20 protein-coding genes are annotated in these 19212 nt (G+C 62.7%); 15 read left to right on the top strand and 5 right to left on the bottom strand.

The window, feature by feature from the left end; translation table 11 throughout:
* The first annotated feature begins 1 nt into the window (after position 1).
* The 10 genes from sctJ to ACDZ94_RS20740 are packed head-to-tail and all read left to right on the top strand — an operon-like array spanning position 2 to position 7555.
* The gene (sctJ, locus tag ACDZ94_RS20785; RefSeq protein WP_259762370.1) at positions 2 to 784 is read left to right on the top strand and encodes a type III secretion system inner membrane ring lipoprotein SctJ; all 783 of its coding nucleotides are present in this window, start codon (positions 2 to 4) and stop codon (positions 782 to 784) included.
* A complete protein-coding gene (locus tag ACDZ94_RS20780) occupies positions 781 to 1395 on the top strand; it encodes a type III secretion protein (protein WP_432750737.1) in 615 nt (204 codons plus the stop codon). Before sctJ ends, ACDZ94_RS20780 begins: the two co-directional genes overlap by 4 nt.
* Positions 1392 to 1976 (top strand): type III secretion system stator protein SctL, encoded by a 585-nt coding sequence (sctL, locus tag ACDZ94_RS20775; RefSeq protein WP_221295086.1) that lies wholly within the window; start codon positions 1392 to 1394, stop codon positions 1974 to 1976. The genes ACDZ94_RS20780 and sctL overlap by 4 nt, the downstream gene beginning before the upstream one ends.
* The gene (locus ACDZ94_RS20770; RefSeq protein WP_064452918.1) at positions 1973 to 3295 is read left to right on the top strand and encodes a FliI/YscN family ATPase; all 1323 of its coding nucleotides are present in this window, start codon (positions 1973 to 1975) and stop codon (positions 3293 to 3295) included. The genes sctL and ACDZ94_RS20770 overlap by 4 nt, the downstream gene beginning before the upstream one ends.
* A 16-nt stretch (positions 3296 to 3311) precedes the next feature.
* Positions 3312 to 3758, top strand: coding sequence for a hypothetical protein (locus tag ACDZ94_RS20765; RefSeq protein WP_432750736.1), 447 nt, complete (start codon positions 3312 to 3314; stop codon positions 3756 to 3758).
* Entirely contained in the window at positions 3755 to 4756 is a 1002-nt protein-coding gene (sctQ, locus tag ACDZ94_RS20760; RefSeq protein WP_432750735.1) for a type III secretion system cytoplasmic ring protein SctQ, read from the top strand. Before ACDZ94_RS20765 ends, sctQ begins: the two co-directional genes overlap by 4 nt.
* Positions 4753 to 5406: a type III secretion system export apparatus subunit SctR gene (sctR, locus tag ACDZ94_RS20755; protein WP_017137580.1), complete on the top strand. Its 654-nt coding sequence runs from the start codon at positions 4753 to 4755 to the stop codon at positions 5404 to 5406. The genes sctQ and sctR overlap by 4 nt, the downstream gene beginning before the upstream one ends.
* A gap of 10 nt (positions 5407 to 5416) precedes the next feature.
* The gene (gene sctS, locus ACDZ94_RS20750; protein ID WP_003208314.1) at positions 5417 to 5686 is read left to right on the top strand and encodes a type III secretion system export apparatus subunit SctS; all 270 of its coding nucleotides are present in this window, start codon (positions 5417 to 5419) and stop codon (positions 5684 to 5686) included.
* Between the two features lie 6 nt (positions 5687 to 5692).
* Positions 5693 to 6505 (top strand): type III secretion system export apparatus subunit SctT, encoded by an 813-nt coding sequence (gene sctT, locus ACDZ94_RS20745; RefSeq protein ID WP_064452915.1) that lies wholly within the window; start codon positions 5693 to 5695, stop codon positions 6503 to 6505.
* 3 nt (positions 6506 to 6508) lie between these two features.
* Complete coding sequence (locus ACDZ94_RS20740) at positions 6509 to 7555, top strand: EscU/YscU/HrcU family type III secretion system export apparatus switch protein (protein ID WP_432750734.1); 1047 nt, start codon at positions 6509 to 6511, stop codon at positions 7553 to 7555.
* Between the two features lie 82 nt (positions 7556 to 7637).
* Here ACDZ94_RS20740 and ACDZ94_RS20735 read toward each other — a convergent pair whose 3' ends face one another.
* On the bottom strand, positions 7638 to 10454 hold the full coding sequence (locus ACDZ94_RS20735; protein ID WP_432750733.1) for an ATP-binding protein: 2817 nt from the start codon (positions 10452 to 10454) through the stop codon (positions 7638 to 7640).
* 535 nt (positions 10455 to 10989) lie between these two features.
* Between ACDZ94_RS20735 and ACDZ94_RS20730 the strand changes: the two genes are divergently transcribed.
* Positions 10990 to 12354: an MFS transporter gene (locus ACDZ94_RS20730; protein ID WP_064452913.1), complete on the top strand. Its 1365-nt coding sequence runs from the start codon at positions 10990 to 10992 to the stop codon at positions 12352 to 12354.
* Positions 12355 to 12424: 70 nt separating this feature from the next.
* Positions 12425 to 13552: an MFS transporter gene (locus ACDZ94_RS20725; protein WP_221295080.1), complete on the top strand. Its 1128-nt coding sequence runs from the start codon at positions 12425 to 12427 to the stop codon at positions 13550 to 13552.
* A 15-nt stretch (positions 13553 to 13567) separates the two neighbouring features.
* On the opposite strand, the gene ACDZ94_RS20720 is transcribed toward ACDZ94_RS20725, so the two are convergent.
* Positions 13568 to 14089 carry a DUF3087 domain-containing protein gene (locus ACDZ94_RS20720; protein WP_221295079.1) on the bottom strand — a complete coding sequence of 174 codons (522 nt, stop codon included), beginning with the start codon at positions 14087 to 14089 and terminating at the stop codon, positions 13568 to 13570.
* A gap of 126 nt (positions 14090 to 14215) precedes the next feature.
* On the opposite strand from ACDZ94_RS20720, the gene ACDZ94_RS20715 reads away from it, so the two are divergent.
* Both ACDZ94_RS20715 and ACDZ94_RS20710 read left to right on the top strand, forming a co-directional pair.
* Positions 14216 to 14392 (top strand): hypothetical protein, encoded by a 177-nt coding sequence (locus ACDZ94_RS20715; protein WP_167353705.1) that lies wholly within the window; start codon positions 14216 to 14218, stop codon positions 14390 to 14392.
* A gap of 14 nt (positions 14393 to 14406) precedes the next feature.
* A complete protein-coding gene (locus ACDZ94_RS20710; RefSeq protein ID WP_128587971.1) occupies positions 14407 to 14607 on the top strand; it encodes a DUF6021 family protein in 201 nt (66 codons plus the stop codon).
* A 43-nt stretch (positions 14608 to 14650) separates the two neighbouring features.
* On the opposite strand, the gene ACDZ94_RS20705 is transcribed toward ACDZ94_RS20710, so the two are convergent.
* Positions 14651 to 14887: a DUF6555 family protein gene (locus ACDZ94_RS20705; RefSeq protein ID WP_064452909.1), complete on the bottom strand. Its 237-nt coding sequence runs from the start codon at positions 14885 to 14887 to the stop codon at positions 14651 to 14653.
* Positions 14888 to 15007: 120 nt separating this feature from the next.
* On the opposite strand from ACDZ94_RS20705, the gene ACDZ94_RS20700 reads away from it, so the two are divergent.
* Positions 15008 to 15841: an arylamine N-acetyltransferase family protein gene (locus ACDZ94_RS20700; RefSeq protein ID WP_262665232.1), complete on the top strand. Its 834-nt coding sequence runs from the start codon at positions 15008 to 15010 to the stop codon at positions 15839 to 15841.
* A gap of 106 nt (positions 15842 to 15947) precedes the next feature.
* On the opposite strand, the gene ACDZ94_RS20695 is transcribed toward ACDZ94_RS20700, so the two are convergent.
* Positions 15948 to 17543, bottom strand: coding sequence for a gamma-glutamyltransferase family protein (locus ACDZ94_RS20695; RefSeq protein WP_432750732.1), 1596 nt, complete (start codon positions 17541 to 17543; stop codon positions 15948 to 15950).
* 204 nt (positions 17544 to 17747) lie between these two features.
* Positions 17748 to 19211 (bottom strand): NADH-quinone oxidoreductase subunit NuoN, encoded by a 1464-nt coding sequence (gene nuoN, locus ACDZ94_RS20690; RefSeq protein WP_053256846.1) that lies wholly within the window; start codon positions 19209 to 19211, stop codon positions 17748 to 17750.
* Position 19212 lies beyond the last annotated feature (1 nt).

Here is a 19212-nt window from a genome sequence, read left to right as displayed (position 1 = left end):
CATGCCAAGCCCAAACCGCGCACTGCGTCTGTTGCTGATCGGCCTGCTCGCCAGCCTGCTGCAAGCGTGCAACACCGACCTCTATACCAACCTCAGCGAACGCGATGCCAACGCCATGGTCGCGGTGCTGCTGCGCGGTGGGATCCCGGCGGAGCGCAAGACCCAGGACAACGGCCAGCTCAAAGTGGTGGTCGACGAGGAGCGCTTCGCCGAAGCCATGACGCTGCTCGACAACGCCGGTCTGCCGCAACAGAGCTTTTCCAATATGGGCGAGGTGTTCAAGGGCAATGGCCTGGTGTCCTCGCCGGTGCAGGAGCGGGCCCAGATGATTTACGCCCTGAGCGAAGAACTGTCGCACTCGGTGTCGCAGATCGACGGCATCGTCGCCGCCCGTGTGCACGTGGTGCTGCCGGACAACGACTTGCTCAAGCGCGTGATTTCACCGTCTTCGGCCTCGGTGCTGGTGCGCTACGACCCGGGCACCGACATCAACACGCTGATCCCGCAGATCAAGACGCTGGTCGCCAACGGTATTTCCGGCCTGAGCTACGAAGGCGTCTCGGTAACCGCGATCAAAGCCGCCGTCGCCATCAGTCAGAACCCGGCGCAACCGCGGCTGGCCCGCTTTATGGGCTTGTGGCTGTTGGAAGACAACCTGCCCCAGGCACGCTTTATGTTTGGCAGCCTGCTGCTGGTCGCCCTTGGCGCTCTCGGGGTACTCGCCCGCCAGCACTGGGCGCGGCGCCAGTCCCAGGCGTTGTATGTGCTCAAGGAGGGTGAATGAGCGTGTTGGAGCGCTGGCAAGGGTTGATCGCCGAGCCTTTGCAGTTTGTGCGAGGCCCCAGCCTGGGCGCGTGCTTCGCGGCTGATTTGCCGGATGACGTGCTGCACGCCCTGCAGGGCCAGCCGCGTTTTCGTCAACGCCTGGAGCAGTTGCTGGTCAGTCATTACCAATTGGCGCCCCTCGCGCAGTTGGCCACCCCACAGGTGGCTGATCTGCCGGTATTGCTGCTGTCATCTGCGCAATTTGCTCGCTTGCCGAGGTTGTGCGGCGCCATCTGGCACGGCGCGACCTTGAGCCGGGAGATCCGACGCGACGTGGTCCAGGCGTTGCGTAAAGGCCTGGGCGCGGAGGTCTTCGTTCAGGCCCTGGCCTTGCGCCAACTCGGCGGCGCGGCGGATTTGCTGCGTGAGCCTGCCGAACTGATCGAGGCGATCGACCGTGACGGCCACGGCTGTGTTGCCGCGTGGCTGCACGCCCAGCACGCCGATTGGCGGGGTTGGCTGCGTTTGCGTTTCGACTTCCCCAAGGGCTACAGCGCGCGGCTGCCGCGTGACCTGGAGATCGTACAGGCCGCCGCCGCGTGCCTGCTGGCCGAGGACATCACCCCATGAGTGAATTACCGAGCCGCCCCACGGCGCGCATTTTGCGCGCTGAAGACGCCGCCCTGTGGAGCGATGGTTTTGCTTTTCTGCAGGCAGCCAAAGCGCAGGCCGAGCAAATCAAGGCCGACAGTGACCAGTGGCTGCAAGCCGCCCGCGCCGAAGGCTTTGAAAGCGCGCGGCAAGAGGGCGCCGAACACGTCGCGCAATTGCTGGTGCACACCCAGTCTCAGGTGCAGCAGTACTTGAGCAGCCTGGAGGCGTCGCTGGCCGACCTGGCGTTGGGCATCGTGCGCGAAGTGCTGGGCGACCTGGACAGCGCCGATCGTGTGGCGCGGTGTACGCGTCAGGCCTTAAGCGCGTTTCGCCAGGACCAGGCCTTGACCCTCTGGGTGCCGCCGGCCGAGGTCGACGCCCTGCGCCAACGCCTCACGCTCGAAGGCCTGGCGATTGCCGTGGCCGGGGATGAACAGCTGAGTGCCGGCCAGGCCCGCCTCAGCAGCCCGGCCGGCTCGGTTGAACTGGGCGTGGAAGCCCAATTGCAAACCCTGCGCCGCAGCCTGCTGCCCTTTGCCGAAGAAGGTGTGACATGAACCTGGAGCTGCTGCTGCCACGCCTGACTGAGCGCCTCACCCAGACACGCCTGCGGCCGATGCATGGCACCGTGTTGAGCATTCGTGGTGTGCTGTTGCGCGCCAGTGTCGCCGGGGCGAGCATCGGTGAATTGTGCCAATTGCGCGACCCGGTCAGTGGCCGCAGCTTGAGTGCCGAGGTGATCGGCTTTGAGGGTGACGAGGCGATTCTTTCGCCCATCGGTTCCATGGAGGGCCTGTCCACCCGCACACAAATCACCGCCACCGGCGAGACCCTGGGTGTGGCCGTCGGTGATGCGCAGCTCGGTCGAGTGATCAGCCCCATGGGCGACTTCCTCGACGGCGACGGCCTACCGCCGACCCTGGCCTTGCAACATTACCCGTTGCACGCTGAACCACCGGCACCGTTTTCCCGGCAATTGATCGTGCGCTCCATGGCCCTGGGCATTCGTTCCATCGACGGCTTGCTGACTCTGGCCCAAGGCCAGCGCATGGGCATCTTCGGTGAGCCAGGCGTGGGCAAGTCGTCGTTGCTCGCCAGCATCATCCGCAACAGCGAAGCCGATGTGATCGTGATTGGCTTGATCGGCGAACGGGGCAGGGAAGTGCGCGAACTGCTCGACGTGCAACTGGATGCCCCGGCGCGTGCGCGCACGGTAGCGGTGGTTGCCACCTCTGATCGCCCGGCGGCCGAGCGCGTGCGGGCTGCGTTTGTCGCTACCGCCCTGGCTGAATATCACCGCGACCAGGGCCGCAACGTGTTGCTGTTGATGGACAGCCTGACGCGTTTTGCCCGCGCCCAGCGCGAAATTGGCTTGGCCGTGGGCGAACCACCGACCCGTCGCGGGTACCCGCCGTCGTTTTTCTCGATCTTGCCGCGTCTGCTGGAACGCGCCGGCCCCGGCCCCACCGGCAGCATCACCGCGTTGTACACCGTGCTCACCGAAGGTGACGCCGCGAGTGATCCGGTGGCCGAGGAAGCCCGCTCGATCCTCGACGGGCACATCGCCCTCAGTGCCGAACTGGCCCAGCGTAACTACTTCCCGGCAGTCGACGTATTGCGCAGCCGTAGTCGCTTGATGGAGCAAGTCGCCGGTGAGGAACACAAGCGCCTGGCCCTGCGCATTCGTGAGCTGATGGCGCGCTACGGCGAGATCGAAATGTTGATTCGCGTGGGCGAGTACGCCGCCGGCAGCGACCCGTTGGCCGACGAAGCCATCGCTCGCCACGCCGCTATCGAAGCCTTCTTGCGCCAGAACGCGGATGAACCCAGCAACCTGGAACACACCTTGATCCGCATGCGCCAGGTATTGGCATGACACAGGAGCGAACCCCATGAAAACCGACCAACTGCGCACCCTGCAAACCTTGCGGGTACTGCGTGAACAACGGGCCGCCAGCCAGTTGGCTGCCCAGCAGCAGCGCTGCGAGCACACCCATGGCGTATTGACCGACGCCAAGGAGCAATTGCGCCGGCACCGTGAAGCAATCGCCGAGGAAGCCCGCCAGGTGTATGCGTCCCTCACCGAAGGCTTGTCGGTAGCCAGTTGGCAGGCGGCCCAGGATCGTTTGCGCGGTCTGTCGGATGACCAGCAGCAGCTGGAAAACGACGTGACCCACGTGTCCACTACCTTGCAAAGCCAGGAGCGCGAGCGTGACCTGTTTCGCCAGGAACGCCTGAGCCGCCAGCGCCAATCCGACGCCTGGCAAAGCCTGCTCGACGGCCGTGAAAGCGATGAACGCCGTATCGGCGAGCTGCGTGACGAAGGCGTTGGCCCATGATTGCAGCCCTTGCCGTTCCATTGACGCCGTGGCTGACGCACTACGACCCGGCCTTGCTCGCACTGCATAACCAACTGCACCGGCGCCGTCGGGCCTGGCAGGGCCGATGCGCCGGGCAAGACCTGCGGGTGAGCTGGGCCGCAGCCGCAGCCACGTTCAATAGCCCGTGCGAGGTGCCGCTCTTGCTTGGCCGCGCCCCGGTGCGCCTGCGGCTTTCGGCCGCTGCATTGGAGCAGGTGCTGGTGCCGTTGGCGCTGCAGTTCGATGTGCAGTTGCTGCCCTCGTTGCCGCGCGCGTTGTTACTGGAATTGGCGGTGCTCGACTTGATCGAGCGCCTCGAGCCGTTGCTCGGTCATTCGGTGCAGCTGCTGGAGGCCACCGACGTGCCGCGAGATTACGCCGTGCACCTTTCGCTTGAGCTGACCTTTGGCAATCAGCCGGCCATGAGCGCGCACCTCGATCTGAGCGAAGGCGCCGCCGTGCTCATCGCACAGTTGCTCGACCACTATGGCCAGCTTGAACCGGACCCGTTGCCCGCCCTGCGCCAGACCCTGGCGCTGGTCGCCGGGCGGCAGTCGCTGACCCTGGGTGAACTGCGCAGTTTGCGCCCCGGCGATGTGTTGATGCTTGAACAAGGCTCGGGCTTGTTGCTCGACCTGGACGGGCGCCTGCAGGCCCGCTGCCAATACCAGGGTGAAGCCTTGCGTGTGCAGGAAGAATTGAAAGCCCCCCTTTTGGACATGGAGAACACGATGACTGAGGTTGATGCTGCTGTGGCCCTGGATGACCTTCCGCTCAAGCTGGTGTGCCAGGTCGGCAGCCTGGAACTGACCCTGGCGCAATTGCGTGAGCTGGGGGCGGGCAGCCTGTTGCAGCTCAATACGCCCGACGTCGACAGCGTCGACCTGATGGTTAACGGGCGCCGCGTCGGCCAGGGGCAGCTGGTGAAAATCGGTGACGGCCTGGGTGTGCGGCTGCTGAGTTTTGCCACTCCATGACCGGTTATCAGCCGAATCTGATCGAGATTATCCTGGTCGTTGCGACGATCGGGTTGATCCCGTTGGCGGTGGTGACGCTCACCGGTTTCATGAAGATCTCGGTGGTGTTGTTCCTGATCCGCAACGCCCTCGGGGTACAGCAGACCCCGCCAAACCTGGTGTTGTACGGCATTGCGCTGATTCTGTCGGTGTACGTGACCACGCCCTTGATCGGCGATATGTACCGGCAGGTGGAGGGGCGCGATCTCAACATCGAACATGTGGAGCAACTCAAGGACTTGGGCGATGCGCTGCGCCCGCCGTTGCAGGCGCACCTGAAGCGCTTCGCGAATGAGTCCGAGCGTGGCTTTTTTGTGCAGGCTACGGAAACCATCTGGTCGCCCGAGGCCCGTGCCGACCTGCGCGATGACGACCTGGTGGTGCTGATCCCGGCGTTTGTCAGTTCGGAACTCACGCGCGCCTTCGAGATCGGTTTTTTGCTGTACATCCCGTTTTTGGTGGTCGACTTGCTGGTGTCCAACGTGCTGATGGCCATGGGCATGTCGATGGTCTCGCCGAATTTGATTTCGATCCCGTTGAAGATTTTTTTATTCGTGTCGCTGAGTGGCTGGTCGCGCTTGATGCACGGTTTGATTTTGAGTTACGGCTGAGGCGCGACCCATGGGCCAGGATGTTTTCCTGTCATTGATGAAACAGGCGCTGATGACCGTGCTGATGCTCTCGGCACCGGCGCTGGGGGTGGCGATTATCGTGGGGTTGAGCGTGGGGCTGTTCCAGGCGCTGACGCAGATCCAGGACCAGACATTGCCGCAGGTGGTGAAGCTGGTGGCGGTCCTTTTGACCATCGTGTTCCTCGGCCCGGTCCTGGCCGGGCAAGTGGCGGAGTTGGGGAGCCAGGTGCTCGACAACTTCCCGCTGTGGACGCGCTGACCGCTCATGGATGCCAGCCTTACCGCGCAGTTCCTGGAAGTCGCCTACCCGGTGATCAGCGCCGCCTCGCTCGCCGCCTGCCGGGCCATGGGCGTGGTGGTGATCACCCCGGCATTCAATCGCCTGGGCCTCACCGGGATGATTCGTGGCTGTGTGGCCGTGGCCATTTCCATCCCGATGTTCTTCCCGGTGTTCGAAGCACTGACCGCCATGCCCGAACATGGCAGCGTGTTCATCGCCGGGTTGCTGATCAAGGAGTTTTTGATCGGCATTCTGATCGGCCTGTTGTTCGGCATTCCGTTCTGGGCGGCAGAGGTGGCGGGGGAGTTGATCGACCTGCAGCGCGGCTCGACCATGGCGCAATTGGTGGACCCGCTTTCAACCGGGGAATCGAGTGTGATGTCGACCTTGTTGACGGTGATGCTGATCACGCTGTTTTTCATGTCCGGCGGTTTTATCCTGATGGTCGACGGTTATTACCACAGCTATCAGTTGTGGCCGGTGACGGCGTTTACCCCGGTATTTGCCAGCTCGGCGCTGCTGGCGGTGCTGTCGATCCTCGACCAGATCATGCGCGTCGGCGTGCTGATGGTTTCCCCGTTGCTGATCTCGCTGCTGATTACCGACTTGATGCTCGCCTACCTGTCGCGGATGGCGCCGAACCTGCACATTTTCGATTTGTCGCTGCCGGTGAAGAACCTGTTTTTCTCGATCCTGATGGTGATCTATATCGGCTTCCTGATCCCCTTGATGCTCGACCAGTTGGCGGAGTTTCGCGGCACCGTTGAACTGCTCAAAACCCTGGCAGGCATGGAGTAGCCCATGGCCGATACCAGCGAAGAGAAATCCCAGCCGGCCACGGACAAAAAGCTCAACGACGCCCGCAAGAAAGGCCAGGTCGCCAAGAGCCAGGATCTGGTGTCGGGCATGGTCATTCTGTTCTGCACCTTGTGCATCTCCATCCTCGCGCCCCGGGCCATGGCGCAGGTCACGGCGCTGATTGACCTGACCGCGCGCATCTATATCGAACCGTTCGCCACCGTGTGGCCCCGGGTGCTCGACCATGCCGAACAATTGATCATCGGGATCACGCTGCCGGTGATGGCGGTGACCACCGGTGTAGTGATCCTGACCAACCTCATCACCATGCGCGGCTTTGTGTTCTCGGTGGACCCGATCAAGCCCGAGTTCAAGCGCATCAACCCGGCGGAGGGCATGAAGAAGATCTTCGCCCTGCGCAACCTGGTGGAGTTCATCAAGGGGCTGGTCAAGGTGCATGTATTGGCGGTCGCGTTTTACGTGGTCGGCAAGCACGCGTTACAGGCGCTGATGGAGTCGTCACGCTGTGGTGCCGAGTGCATGGAATCGACGTTTTTCCTGGTGCTCAAACCGCTGGTGTTCACGGTGCTGTGCGCGTTTCTCACGGTGGGCGCCGTGGACGTGCTGATGCAGCGCTGGTTGTTCGGGCGCGACATGAAGATGACCCGCAGCGAAACCAAGCGCGAGCGTAAAGACATCGACGGCGACCCGCTGATCAAGAGCGAACGGCGCCGCCAGCGCAATGAGATGCAGGCGCTGGCCACCAAGCTGGGCCTGGGCCGGGCGTCGATGATGATTGGCACCACCGATGGTTGGGTGATTGGCGTGCGCTATGTACGCGGGGAAACGCCGGTGCCGGTGATTGTGTGTCGCGCGTCACCGGAAGAGGCCTTGTTGATGTTGCAGGAAGCGTACGATCTGGGGATTCCCCATGCGCCGGACAAATCCCTGGCGGCGGCTATCGCCAAAAAAACCGTGCCCGGCGACCCCGTGCCGGATGCGTCGTTCCAGGCCGTGGCCGATTGGCTTGTGGCTGCGCGCCTGATCTGACCCAACCTAAATCAACCTGTGGAAGGGCTGTTGTGGTGAGCGGGCTTGCCCCGCTCATTCCAGTCAGTCCAAGTTCAGATACCTAGCGGTGCTGGAAGCGGGGCAGCGAGGCCACGCGCAATTTGGGCTCCTGCAGGCGTGCCAGGTCGGTTGCAATCTGCGCGCGCCAGAAGTGCGCACCCGCCAACTGTGCATCCACCCAGGCCTGGCGCAGCATGACCTTGGCCTTGTCCTCTGAACCGTAGTCGCCCTGGCGCAGGATCAGTTGCGCCTTGATCCGCAGCATCTGCGGCACAAACCAACGCTCATGGCGGCCGACAGCCAATTGCAGGGTGTCTTCCAGCACTTCCAGGGCGAGTTTCTCCAGGCCCAGCCGCGCCAGGCCCAGGGCGTATTCACAACGCAGCAGGCTGTAGAGCTGGGTGTCGCCCTGGCCTTGCAAATGGTGCAGTGCCTCGCCCAGTTGCGGCACGCCTTCTTCCGGCGAGCCTTGGCGGATCAGCAGGATGCTTTCGAAGCACCGTCGAAATTGCCGCCAGATATGCAGGTCCTGGCGGGTGGTGCTGTCTTGCAGCAGGCCAAGGTAGTAGTGCATTTTTGGCAGGTTGGAGGTGAGCAGTGCCAGTGGAATTGCGCCCAGGCACAGGGTGTACCAAAGGGTTGCCGGGTGGTCGAGTGAGACCGCTTCGTCGACGCAGGCGCCGATCAGGCGCAGTGCCGGGTCGACATCGCCTTCCAGCAATTGCACCTTGGCCTTGAGGCAACGGGCGGCGATGCGCTGGTCAAAATGCACGTCGATGATGTGCGAGCGCGGCGCCGACGGTGAGCCGAGCGCTTCGTCGATATTCTGTCGCGCGCCCTGCAGATCGCCCATATGAAACAGCGCCACGGCGCGCATGCGTTTGCCGAGCAATTGCTGGTTGCCGCTGCTGTTCAAGGCAATATAACGCTCGGCCAGTTCCAGGGCTTCGGCATATTGGTTGCAACCACAGCGGTCGGTCCACAGGCCCCACAAGGCGCGCATTTTGTGTTCGGCATCGCCGAGGTCGCGGGCGTCTTCACAAACTTGGCGCCAGGCTTCGCGCATCTCCCCACCGGTGCCGTAAGTCAGCATCAGCACACTGGCCAGGGCAGTGTGCAGCAGCATGCGCTGGCGCAGCGGCAAGGGGGAGATGGCGTTGCTCGCCAGGCCTTTGGCGACCCAGGTGCGGCATTCGCTGACCAGCGACAGGCGCAGCCACAGCGGCACGCTGACCAGGGTCAGTTCGATCGCGAGGGGCAGGTCGCCGCTGGGTGAATAGGCCCAGTCCAGGGCCGAGCGGATGGTGCTGTTCTCGGGGCCGTAGAGGGCAACCCAGGTTTCCGGCGACAGGCCATCCAGGGTCTGCCCGGCTTCCTGCAACATGCCGAGGGCATACCGCGCGTGACGCAAGCTGGTGGCATTGACTTCGCCATGTTCGGCCAGTTTTTCCAGGGCATAGGCGCGGGTGGTTTCCAGCAGGCGATAGCGCTTGAGCAACTGCGCTTCACCGGTGATCAGCAATGACTTGTCCATCAGGCTTTCGAGCAACGGCAGGGCGTTGCGTGGGTCCAGGCTGCTGCTGGTCGTCATGGGCTTGACCGCATCCAGCGTGAAGGAGCCTGTAAATACGGCCAGTTGGCGCAACATCGCCTGCTCGTCGCCAGTGAGCATCGAGTAGGTCCAGTCCAGTGTGGCGCTGAGGGACCGGTGACGGGCGAGGGCGGTGCGCCGGCCGGTCATTTGCAGCCGAAAGCTGCCGTCGAGCAGGCCGACCAGATCCTGAATACCAAAGGTGCGTACCCGTGCGGCGGCGATCTCGATCGCCAGCGCATTGCTGTCGAGTTTGCGACAGATGGCGCTGACCGCCGACACATCGGCGTCGTTGAACTCAAAGTCGGGGTCGAGGGCGCGCACGCGTTCTACAAACAGGCGCACGCCGGACCAGGCCAAGGCTTCGCTGGCGGACAGGTTGGCCTGTTCGTCGGGCACTTGCAGCGGCGCCAGGTCGTGCACCCGTTCGCCCTCGGCGCGCAACGGTTCGCGGCTGGTGGTCAGCACGTAGCATTGCGGGGCACTGCGCAGCAAGGTTTCCACGGCGTCGGCGGTGGCCGGCAACACGTGTTCGCAGTTATCCAACACCAGCAGCAAGCGGCGTTCGGCCAGGGTTGCGGTGATGCTGTGCAGCGGGTCATCGCTGATCGTCTGGATGCCCAGGGCGCTGGCGAGCATGCCGGCCACCCATTGCCCGCTGGTGGCGGGCGCCAGGTCGACGAAGCAGGTGTCCAGCTTGAACGCACTGGCCAACTGGTGGGCCACCGCCATGGCGACGGTGGTCTTGCCGATGCCGCCGGGGCCGGTGAGGGTGACGAAACGCTGGCTGAGCACCTGGTCGGCAAGGCTGGCGATCAACGTGTCGCGGCCTATCACTTCGCAGGGCGGCCGCGGCAGCGTGGATTCCTCTGCCCGGGCATAGGGTACCGGCAGGGTTTCTTCACTGCAGGTTTGCACGGTAACTGGCGCCACAAAGCGATAGCCTCGGCCCGGCACGGTGACGATATAGCTGAAGTTGCCGTCGTCGCCCAGTGCCCGGCGCAGGGCGACGATCTGCGCGCGCAGGTTGCATTCCTCTACGACCACCTTGGGCCACGCGAAGGCGATCAGTTCGGCTTTTTCCAGTAATTCGCCGGCGCGGGTCACCAGCGCAATCAACAGGTACAGCGCGCGGCTACCCAGCGTCACGGGTTCGCCGTTGCGCAGCAACACGTGCTGCCTTGCCAGTAACAGAAAGGGGCCAAAGCCGAGGACACTCTCGGCGGGTGCCAGGGTCGGGTGGTCTGCGTCCGTACAGGACACTGCGTGGTTCTTGCTCGAGCTCATCAATTCGTCCTTTTTATAGTCGGGCTTGTGATTGGCGATCAGGCCATTCGCCCTCTTTGGGGTACAGATGTGCAGCAGCAGTCTTGGAAAGTTGATGTCGATCAAAAAGTCGGAAAGGCCGCCCTCCTTTGGGGCGTGGTCGTTGTTATGGGGGTGTCACGCGTCCTGTTTCAGAGGATGAGACTGTCTCAAACCTGAAACATTTTATTACCGGAAATAGGCATAAAGCAGAATGTATGCCAGTTGGCATGTAACAAAGATGACAACAACCGCATGAAATTTATGGTGATTTTTAGGGTCGTCGGCAACGTTGCGATGGCTTCGTTCGGAAACACGAATATTTCTAATTGTGTCGTTCGGGATGCCGACTAAAACGGTGTTGGTTTGGCGGTAATTGACCGGCATTGATTGTTGAGTTGAGGGTCAGTGAACACTCTCGTTGAACATGAAAATTCCGACAGCCAGGCAATTGGCCACTGAAAAAAATCCCCGCTGCCCGTAATCTAGGGGCCTTTGTCACCTGTGCGGATTGTTCATGTCCTCTGTTGCCGATGGGTTGCCCCTCAACAAACGCCTGCCCGCCGTGATCGCCATCTCCCTGGGGATCGGCATGGCGACCCTCGATACGGCCATCGTCAACACGGCGTTGCCGACCTTGGCCGAAGGCATCGGCACCGACTCGGCCTCAGTGATCTGGGTGGTCAACGCCTATCAGTTGGCGATTATTGCCACGGTGCTCCCGTTCGCGTCGTTGAGTGATGTGCTGGGGCACCGCCGCGTGTATCTCGGCGGGTTGCTGCTGTTTATTGTCTCGTCGCTGTTTTGCGGGCTGGCCGGGTCGCTGTTGACCCTGACGGCCGCGCGGGTGGCGCAAGGGCTTGGCGCGGCGGCGGTCATGAGCGTGAACACGGCGTTGCTGCGGCATATCTACCCCTCAAAAATGCTCGGGCGCGGCTTGGGCTATAACTCGTTGGTCGTGGGGTTGGCGTTCACCCTCGGGCCCACTGCCGCGTCGGCGATTCTGTCGGTGGCGACCTGGCACTGGTTGTACCTGATCAACGTGCCATTGGGTTTGTTGGCGTTGGGCCTGGGTCTGCGTTCATTGCCGACGCTGCCTATGACCGGGCATGCATTCGACCGCCTCGCCGCGTTGCTGTGTGCCGGGTTGTTTGCCCTGTTGGTGCTCGGGCTGGGTACGGCAGTGCACGGTGCCCAAGGCGCGTTGACCCTCGGCCTGATCGCCGTGGCGCTGGTATGCGGCGCCTGGTTGTTGCGTCGGCAGGCTGGACACCCGGCGCCGATGCTGGCCCTGGACCTGTTCAAGCGGCCGGTGTTTGCGCTGTCTTCCCTCACGGCCATCTGTGCGTTCAGCGCCCAGGGCCTGGCGTTTGTGTCGTTACCGTTCCTGTTGCAGGCAGTCCTTGGCCATAGCCAGGTGGAAACCGGTTTTCTGATGACGCCCTGGCCCGCCGTGGTTGCGGTCATGGCATTGGTGGCGGGGCGGCTGGCGGATCGGGTGTCTTTGGGCGTGTTGTGCGGTATCGGCCTGTTGATGCTCAGCGTGGGCATGGCGGCGCTGGCGACTTTGGGTAATGAGGCGTCAGCCTTTGACATCGGCTGGCGCATGGCCCTGTGCGGCGCCGGTTTCGGCTTCTTCCAATCGCCCAACCTCAAGGCGTTGATGACCAGCGCACCGCTCGCGCGCAGCGGCGGGGCCAGTGGCATCGTGGCGATTTCACGCCTGTTGGGGCAAACGCTGGGTGCGTCGTTAGTGGCGTTTTGTTTCCATCTGTCACTGACCAGCGGCCCGAAATATGCGTTATGGCTGGGTTGCGTGTTTGCGCTGGTGGGCAGTGTCGCCAGCGGTCTGCGTTTGCTGCCCTATGGGAAAAAAGCGTAACAGGTCGTTGTAAAAGCAGCGTCGGCAACGCTAACGTGGCGGCCTGAATGTTTCGGGATATTTCAGATTTATGTCCAGCCTGGCCCAACGCACTGCTGATAGCACGTCCCGACGCGCCGCACTGACCCTTGCGTTATGCCTGCCCAGTGACGTGTTGCTGTACCTGCTGCTGCCCATGGAGTCCCAGGCCTTTGGCATCACGTTGGCCCAGGCCGGGGTGTTGCTGGCGGCCAACCGCCTGGTGCGGATTTTCGGCTACCGACATGTCTTGAATTTCTATGCGCGTAACGGCGATCGCCTGACCTGCATGATCGCCGCCGGCGCGGCGACGGTGTGCGCCTTGGGCAACTCGATGTTGTCGGGTTTTGCCGCATTGTTGGGGTTGCGGCTGATCTGGGGCCTGTGTTTCGCCGCGTTGAACCTGTCGACGCAAGTGTTGGCGACTTCGGAGCCTGCAGGTGCAGCGCGCAGGGCAGGGCGCTCAAGGGCGGTGATTGCCCTGGGGCCGATGCTGGCGCTGCCGCTGGGCGGCTGGTTGACCTTATGGGCCGGGCCGCGTCCGATCTTCCTGATTCTCGCAGGCTGTTGCCTGGTGGGCGTGTGGGCGGCGCGCGGTTTGCCCACCAGCGGGCATGATTTGCACAGCACGGGGCGCCGCTTCAAGTGGCCGGACAGCGTAGCGACCTGGTCATTTATCGAAGGCGTGGCGCTGGACGGGCTGTTTATCTTTGGCCTGTCGATCCAGGCCCAGAAGATGCTCGGCGGCGACGCGGTGCTGATCGCTGGTGGCTTGATGGCCCTGCGCTATACCTCGGAAATGCTCCTGAGCCCACTGGGTGGCCGGGCGGCGCAACGCTTTGGCGCCACCTCGATGCTGCTGCTGTTCTCGTTTTTGAGTGCCTTGGCCCTGACCGCGTTCGGCAGTTATTGGGTGATCGTCGGCGCGGCGGCAGTGCTGGTGTTACGCGCGTTGCAACTGCCGCTGGTCACCACCTTGGTGGCCGAGCGCAACCCGGGCTCGATGCGCGTTTCGGCCCTGGCGTCCAACGCGGTGTGGCGCGATGTCGGCGCTGGCCTCGGGCCGCTGATGGCGGGCCTGTTGCTGCCGGTGACGTCGGCGCCCTGGGTGTTTGGCCTGGCGGGTGCAGCGATTGCGGTGAGCGCGGTGTTCTGCTGGCGGGCAAAGGTCAGCGCCTGACTGAGGCATGCGCGCTCAAGCGCTTTTAAAACGGTCCATCCATGCCGAGTCGAAGCGGGTTTGCTCGGTGTCGATCCCCAGCGCCTGCATCTTTGCCTTGTGTGCGTCGATTTCACCGACCAGTTGCGCCTGGGCGCTGGAATTGGCATCCAGCTCATGCATCTGTGTCAGCCCCAAGTGGTAGAACCGCAGCACCTTGATCGCCGTCGGATCGTTGGCTTGCACGCGTTCAGTGACCTTGTGCATCACATTGGTCACGCTCATCAGGCTGCGTTTGAGCCGCCAGCCATATACCGCGGGTGCAAGCCAGGGCTGGGTCCAGAACGGGCCGCGGACCAGCGCGAGTGTGATCAATACCCCGGCAAACACGCCGCCGACATTGAAGCGAAAGTTATCACCGCCGGGTTCGCCGAACAGCATCACTGCCAGGCTCGACAACAGCATCGCCAGGGCGATGAACAGCACGGCCACGATAATCGTGCTGCGTCGCGTTTGTTGGCGGTAGGTAACAGGGTCGCAGGGTTTGAGCTCGAACATCCGGGTCAGGTCTCAAGAAGAAGCGGGGTGGCATCTTCGCATGCTTTGGGCAAACAAGTTGAACGATGGCGCCTGGCGCTTTCTCTAATTCCAGGTAGGCCACCAACCCCCGTGAGGTGAACCACCATGCCCGACTACAAACAACCACCACCTGGCACGCCCAACCCTGACCGCACACCCGGCGAGGAGGAGCGCGACAACGATGCGTTGCGCCCCAACGACCCGGCGGAGCGTCAGGACGATGATGAGGAGCAGGTTGAGCAAGACTTGGAAAACCTGCATGACAAAGCGCGCCCGCTTTAACTAAGGAGGTTGTCGTGACTAATCCCCCAAAAGGCCCGCGATCCAGCGAGCACGCCAGCGGCAAGGATGAACTGGGCTTCGACCCGGATTCCCCCGACGTGGCCGACCCTCAGGTTGACCCGATTGGCCCGGCTATCGCGCCCTTGGACAAGGGCAAGAAAGAACCGGCCGAAAAAAAGCCGCCCTACGATCCGTTGGGCGACTTGAAGAAGTAAAGCCAGCCCCGCTGTTGCGGGGCGGGTGCTTGCGTGGACGTATTTACTTGGGTGCAACCCAGATGACGTCGGTAATGCCGAACTTCTCCGCCCAGGGGCGGGTGGTTTTTTTCACCTGTTCGTGACCCACGCGCCCAATGCGGCTGACATGCGCGATGTCGGCGTCGACCGCCGCCCAATGCCAGGCCTCGGCGTTATTCATTACCTCGGCGCGCACTACAAAGGACTTCGGTTGACCGTGCAGCTGATACTGGATGGTGTAGATTTTTGCGGTACTCATGTTGCCTCCCTGTCTTGTTATAGATGGATAGGCAAGCGTTCAAAAAGGTTCACTCAAAATGACAAGTCGCACACTGTCGCGGCATAGTGACGGCTTCGCCCTGCGCTAAAGGATCGCGCCATGCCCCGTCTGACTCACAGCCAGCTCTATCTGCAACGCCTGGGCTATGACTCGCCGCCACCGCCCACACTGCAAACCTTGCAGGCGCTGCAATTGCGCCATGTGTGCACCTTCGCGTTCGAGAGCCTGTCGACGTTGCTGCGCTCCCCGGTGCCGATTGATTTGCCCAGCATCGAGCAAAAAGTGCTGCTGGAGGGGCGCGGCGGGTATTGCTTCGAGCTGAACCACCTGTTTCTGGCGCTGCTGCAGGACTTGGGCTTTGACGCGCGAGGCCTGACCGGCTGGGTCGTGATGGGCGGGCCGCCTGAGGCGCGCACCGGGCGTACCCATCGCCTGAGCCTGGTGACACTGGATGGCGTGCGTTACGTGACCGATGTGGGCTTTGGCGGCATGGTGCCGAGCAGCCCGTTGCAGTTGGACACTGAAGCGGTCCAGGCCACTGCTCATGAACCTTATCGCCTGACGTTCAACGGCGCCGACTACACCCTGTGGACCCAAGTGGGCGAGGAGTGGCGTGGTTTGTATGTGTTCGACCTGCAAGTGCAGGCGGATATGGACTACCTCATCGGCAACTGGTACGTGTCGACGCACCCGGCATCAGTCTTTGTCGGGCAGTTGAAGGCCGCGCGCCTGGCACCGGGCAAACGGCATACGTTGAACAATGCCAACTATGCGCTCCACAGTCTCGACCAGCCGAGCGAGAAGCGCGCCATCGAGAGTGCCGAGGAGCTGATGACATTGCTGCATGAAACCTTCGGCATTCGCCTGCCGGCCCATCCGCAGCTTCGCGAGACGCTTGATGGCTTGGTGCTCGCAAACTCACAGGCGTCTTGAGATAGAACCTTCGCTGAACCGTTTTACCTCCAGGTCGATGCACACAACCCAGTGACCTGAGCGCTGTTTTTTGACAGCGCTCAGGTTTGCACAGCGGTGAAGCGATCTAATACGCCGCAATCAATCCATCTTTGCGCGGATCGGTGCCCCCCACATAGCCATGCCGGGTGCGCTGGATGATCTGAGCGCCGCCAAATGCGAACACGCCGCTGGGGTCTTCGAAGTCGATGAGGTGGCCTTTGGCACGCAGGGCCTGCGCCAGCAGTTGATCGAACTCACGCTCCACGGATACCTGCAGGCCGGCTTCGATCCTCCAGCGGGGTGCATTGGCGGCGGCTTGCGGGTTCTGTTTGTAGCGCAGGATGCGCAGCATCATTTGCAAGTGCCCTTGTGCCTGCATCGGCCCACCCATCAAGCCAAACGCCATCAGCGGCGTGCCATCGGCATTCATGACGAAGCCAGGGATGATCGTGTGAAACGGCCGCTTGCCCGGTGCAACGGCATTCACATGGCCTGGCTCAAGGGTGAAGGCTGCGCCGCGGTTCTGCAGGCTGATACCGGTGCCTGGCACCACAACGCCCGAGCCGAAGCCCATGTAGTTGGACTGTATGAACGACACCATCATGCCGTTTTCGTCTGCTGTCGATAAACACACCGTACCGCCCGCTTTGGGTGAGCCGTGGCCGGGGTTGGCGGCGTGTTCGCTGACTCGCGATGCACGTTCCGCCAAATAGGTCGGGTCGAGTAATTGCGCAGGCTTGGCCTGCATATGCACGCTGTCGGTGACGTAATGCTGGAGATCGGCCAACGCCAATTTCATTGCCTCCAACACCGGGTGCAACGTCTCGACGCTGTCCACCGGATGCTCGCCGACACCCAGCGCTTCAAGCAGGGTCAGCCCCGCCAAGGTGGCGATGCCTTGTCCGTTGGGCGGCAATTCATGCACCACTGCGCCGGCGTAAGGCACCGACAGGGTCTCAACCCATTCGACGCGGTGAGTCGCCAGATCCTCCAGGCTCATGACGCTGCCGTTGGCGCGGGCATGGGCAATGATGGTGTGGGCCAGTTCACCACGGTAAAACGATTCGCCCTGGGTGTCGGCGATGCTCTTCAGGGTGTTTGCATGATCCTTGAGCCGGACTTTCTCACCAGCTGCAGGTACTTTGCCGCCGGGTAAAAAGCACTCGGCAAAACCCGGCTGGTCCTTCAGTTGCTCGGCACCCAGGCGCCACAATTCGCTGATGATGGGTGTGACCTGATAACCGTCCTGCGCATAGGCAATCGCCGGTTCGGCCAGGGTGGCAAAGGGCAATTTACCGTAGCGTTCGGACAACGCGACCCAGGCTGACACCGCACCCGGTACGGTCACCGAGCCCCAGCCGCGCTGCGGCATTTCGGCGTGGCCAGCGAAATGCTCGGGTGTCCAGCCTGCCGGCGAGCGGCCGGAGGCGTTCAGGCCCTGCAGCTGTTGCCCGTCCCAGACGATGGCGAACGCGTCGCTGCCAATGCCGCAACCGGTGGGTTCAACCACGGTCAGCACCATGGCGGCGGCGATGGCTGCGTCGATGGCATTGCCGCCTTTGCGCAGCATCTCCAGGCCCGCCTGAGCGGCCAGGGGCTGGGAACAGGCGACCATGTTGTTGCCCATCACGGGCGAGCGCGCGGACCCGTAGGGTTGGCTGTAATCCAGATCATCAAACATGCATGGCCCTCTTTCGGCAGTGGTCAGTTGTTGCGGTCCGGGGTGTCACGTCAACCGTCCCCCAGCAGGTTGAAACACAGGATAGTTGCTCACCGCTGGCCCGGCTGGCAGCAACGCAATCGGCTCGCTGACTCAATACGGTGTTGCAGAATGCAAAACGGCGCCCGAAGGCGCCGTTTTGTTGACTAACGTCCCGCTAGGCGATCAAACGCCCAGCACCGCGTGCTGCACCAGGGTGAGCAACGGTTGTGGGTACACACCCAGGAAGAACGCGAGCAGGGCGATTGCCAGCAGCATCACGCCACCGGCTTTCTGTTCCCAGTGCAGCTCGGCGTCCACACGGCGCAGGTTTGGCTCGATCAGGTACAGGGTGACCATCACGCGCAGGTAGTAGAACACGCCGATGGCGCTGCCCAGTACCAGGGAGGCAACCAACCACCACTCGTGCGCTTCAACGCCGGTAGCGACGATGTAGAACTTGCCGATAAAGCCCGCGGTCAGCGGGATGCCGGCCAGGGACAGCATCATCACGGTGAGTACGGCGGTCAGGTACGGACGGCGCCAGAACAGGCCGCGGTATTCGTACAGGGCGTCGGCGTCACGGCCTTTGTACGGCGAGGACATCAGCGTGATGACGCCGAATGCGCCGAGGCTGGTGATGACGTAGGTGACCAGGTACACGCCAATCGCTTCCACGGCCAGGCCTTTGCTCGCCACGAGGGCGATCAGCAGGTAGCCGAAGTGGGCGATGGAGGAGTAACCGAGCAGACGCTTGAGGTTGTTCTGGGTCAGGGCCAGCAGGTTACCGAACAGGATCGACGCAATCGCGATCACGGTCAGCACGTTGCTCAGCACACCGGTGTTGGCGGCAGGGGAGATCTGGAACAGACGCACCATCACCGCAAACACTGCAACCTTCGACGCCGTGGCCAGGAACGCAGCCACTGGCGCCGGTGCGCCTTCGTACACGTCCGGGGTCCACAGGTGGAATGGCACCAGGGACAGCTTGAACGCCAGGCCGATCAGCATCATGGCCAGGCCCAACTGGGCGATTGGCGCAGGCATGCTGGTAGTCGCCAGGGCGTGGCCGATACCGGTGAAGCTCAGGCTGCCGGCTTCTGCGTAGAGCAGGGCCATACCGAACAACAGGAACGCGGAACCGGCGGCCGACAGCACCATGTACTTGATGCCGGCTTCCAGGGAGCGCTTGTTGAAGAAGGCGTAGGCCACCAGGCCGTAAGTCGGGATCGACAGCAGTTCCAGGCCGATGAACAAGCCCGCCAGGTGCTGCGCGCTGACCAGCACGATGCCACCGGCCGCAGCCAGCAGGATCAGCAGGTACAGCTCTTCCTTGTTGCCCGGGTAGCCGGTGCCGCCTTCGCCGAGATAGGCATGCGCGAGGGTCACGCAGGCCAGGGTAGCGACGAGGATCAACGCGATATACAGCAGCGCGAAGTCATCGATCATCATCAGCGGGGTCACGGCCAGTGGCGCGACTTTAAGGGCCGGGATGATCGACAGCAGGGCCAGGTTCAAACCGGCGCAGGACAGCAGGAACGTTTGCGAGTGATTGCGGCGCCAGGCAATCGCCAGCATCACCACCACAATGGTGAGGCTGGTGATCAGCAGCGGCGCAAGCGCGATAAAGTGTTGGATCGTGAATTCCATA

The organism is Pseudomonas sp. UBT, assembly GCF_050915955.1.
Taxonomy (GTDB): domain Bacteria; phylum Pseudomonadota; class Gammaproteobacteria; order Pseudomonadales; family Pseudomonadaceae; genus Aquipseudomonas; species Aquipseudomonas antarctica_A.
Note: the sequence above shows the minus strand (reverse complement) of the source record. Positions and strands in the feature narration are given on the sequence as shown.

What these genes read in the sequence shown, in the direction of transcription:
- sctT (WP_064452915.1), top strand. Translation starts at nt 5,693, where the DNA reads ATGGATGCCAGCCTTACCGCGCAGTTCCTGGAAGTCGCCTACCCGGTG.
- ACDZ94_RS20725 (WP_221295080.1), top strand. Translation starts at nt 12,425, where the DNA reads ATGTCCAGCCTGGCCCAACGCACTGCTGATAGCACGTCCCGACGCGCC.
- ACDZ94_RS20695 (WP_432750732.1), bottom strand. Translation starts at nt 17,543, where the DNA reads ATGTTTGATGATCTGGATTACAGCCAACCCTACGGGTCCGCGCGCTCG.
- sctJ (WP_259762370.1), top strand. Translation starts at nt 2, where the DNA reads ATGCCAAGCCCAAACCGCGCACTGCGTCTGTTGCTGATCGGCCTGCTC.
- ACDZ94_RS20735 (WP_432750733.1), bottom strand. Translation starts at nt 10,454, where the DNA reads ATGAGCTCGAGCAAGAACCACGCAGTGTCCTGTACGGACGCAGACCAC.
- ACDZ94_RS20770 (WP_064452918.1), top strand. Translation starts at nt 1,973, where the DNA reads ATGAACCTGGAGCTGCTGCTGCCACGCCTGACTGAGCGCCTCACCCAG.
- nuoN (WP_053256846.1), bottom strand. Translation starts at nt 19,211, where the DNA reads ATGGAATTCACGATCCAACACTTTATCGCGCTTGCGCCGCTGCTGATC.
- ACDZ94_RS20740 (WP_432750734.1), top strand. Translation starts at nt 6,509, where the DNA reads ATGGCCGATACCAGCGAAGAGAAATCCCAGCCGGCCACGGACAAAAAG.
- sctQ (WP_432750735.1), top strand. Translation starts at nt 3,755, where the DNA reads ATGATTGCAGCCCTTGCCGTTCCATTGACGCCGTGGCTGACGCACTAC.
- ACDZ94_RS20765 (WP_432750736.1), top strand. Translation starts at nt 3,312, where the DNA reads ATGAAAACCGACCAACTGCGCACCCTGCAAACCTTGCGGGTACTGCGT.
- ACDZ94_RS20715 (WP_167353705.1), top strand. Translation starts at nt 14,216, where the DNA reads ATGCCCGACTACAAACAACCACCACCTGGCACGCCCAACCCTGACCGC.
- ACDZ94_RS20780 (WP_432750737.1), top strand. Translation starts at nt 781, where the DNA reads ATGAGCGTGTTGGAGCGCTGGCAAGGGTTGATCGCCGAGCCTTTGCAG.
- ACDZ94_RS20705 (WP_064452909.1), bottom strand. Translation starts at nt 14,887, where the DNA reads ATGAGTACCGCAAAAATCTACACCATCCAGTATCAGCTGCACGGTCAA.
- ACDZ94_RS20730 (WP_064452913.1), top strand. Translation starts at nt 10,990, where the DNA reads ATGTCCTCTGTTGCCGATGGGTTGCCCCTCAACAAACGCCTGCCCGCC.
- sctR (WP_017137580.1), top strand. Translation starts at nt 4,753, where the DNA reads ATGACCGGTTATCAGCCGAATCTGATCGAGATTATCCTGGTCGTTGCG.
- sctS (WP_003208314.1), top strand. Translation starts at nt 5,417, where the DNA reads ATGGGCCAGGATGTTTTCCTGTCATTGATGAAACAGGCGCTGATGACC.
- ACDZ94_RS20720 (WP_221295079.1), bottom strand. Translation starts at nt 14,089, where the DNA reads ATGTTCGAGCTCAAACCCTGCGACCCTGTTACCTACCGCCAACAAACG.
- sctL (WP_221295086.1), top strand. Translation starts at nt 1,392, where the DNA reads ATGAGTGAATTACCGAGCCGCCCCACGGCGCGCATTTTGCGCGCTGAA.
- ACDZ94_RS20700 (WP_262665232.1), top strand. Translation starts at nt 15,008, where the DNA reads ATGCCCCGTCTGACTCACAGCCAGCTCTATCTGCAACGCCTGGGCTAT.